The organism is Tsukamurella conjunctivitidis (assembly GCF_007858475.1).
Lineage (GTDB): Bacteria > Actinomycetota > Actinomycetes > Mycobacteriales > Mycobacteriaceae > Tsukamurella > Tsukamurella conjunctivitidis.
On record NZ_VIGX01000063.1, the window covers coordinates 1 to 850 of the forward strand.

Here is an 850-nt window from a genome sequence, read left to right on the forward strand (position 1 = left end):
GCCGGTGCCGGAATCGACGCGGCACTGCAGTTCGTGAACTACCGCTGAGGGACACCCGTGGCACACGGTCGGGTGCAGGTGGCCTGACCTGCCTGGGCGGCCTGCTTCAGTAGCCGGCCATCTTCTCCAGGCGGGCAATGCGCTCCGCCATCGGAGGATGGGTCGAGAACAGTTTGCGCACTCCGGCACCGCGGAACGGGTTCGCAATCATCATCGCCGCCACGTTCTGGTTCGCGGGAGTGGGTTGCATCGGGACGTGGTCCGTCGTCGTCTCCAACTTGCGCAGGGCAGAGGCCAGCGCAAGTGGATCCTGGGTGAGCGCGGCCCCGTCCTCGTCGGCGTCGAACTCGCGGGTGCGTGAGATGCTCAGCTGGATCAATGTGGCCGCGACAGGGGCGAGGATCGCCGTGGCCAGCGCGGCCAGCGGGTTCACTCCCTCGCCGTCCCTCCTCCCCCCGCCGAAGAACATGAGGAACTGGGCAATCGAACTGATCAGCCCCCCGATGGCGGCAGCCACCGAGGAGGTGAGGATGTCCCGGTTGTAGACATGCATGAGTTCGTGGCCGAGGACTCCGCGCAGCTCCCTCTCGCCGAGGATTTGGAGGATCCCCTCCGTGCAGCACACTGCCGCATGCTGCGGGTCGCGTCCCGTTGCGAAGGCGTTGGGGGTCTGGGTGGGCGCCACCCAGATGCTCGGCATCGGCTGACCCGCACGTTGGGAGAGCTCACCCACGATGCGGTACAACTCAGGCTGCTCCTGCGCGGTCACGGGGTAGGCGCGCATCTGGCGCAGCGCGATCTTGTCGGAGTTCCAGTAGGAGTACGTGGTGGATCCCAATACGATCAGGGC

At 66.6% G+C, this 850-nt stretch carries 1 protein-coding gene; it reads right to left on the reverse strand.

The window, feature by feature from the left end:
- Positions 1-106 precede the first annotated feature (106 nt).
- Positions 107-850, reverse strand: a 744-nt coding sequence (gene htpX, locus FK530_RS24345) for a zinc metalloprotease HtpX (protein ID WP_146489421.1), incomplete at its 5' end; no start/stop codon positions are given.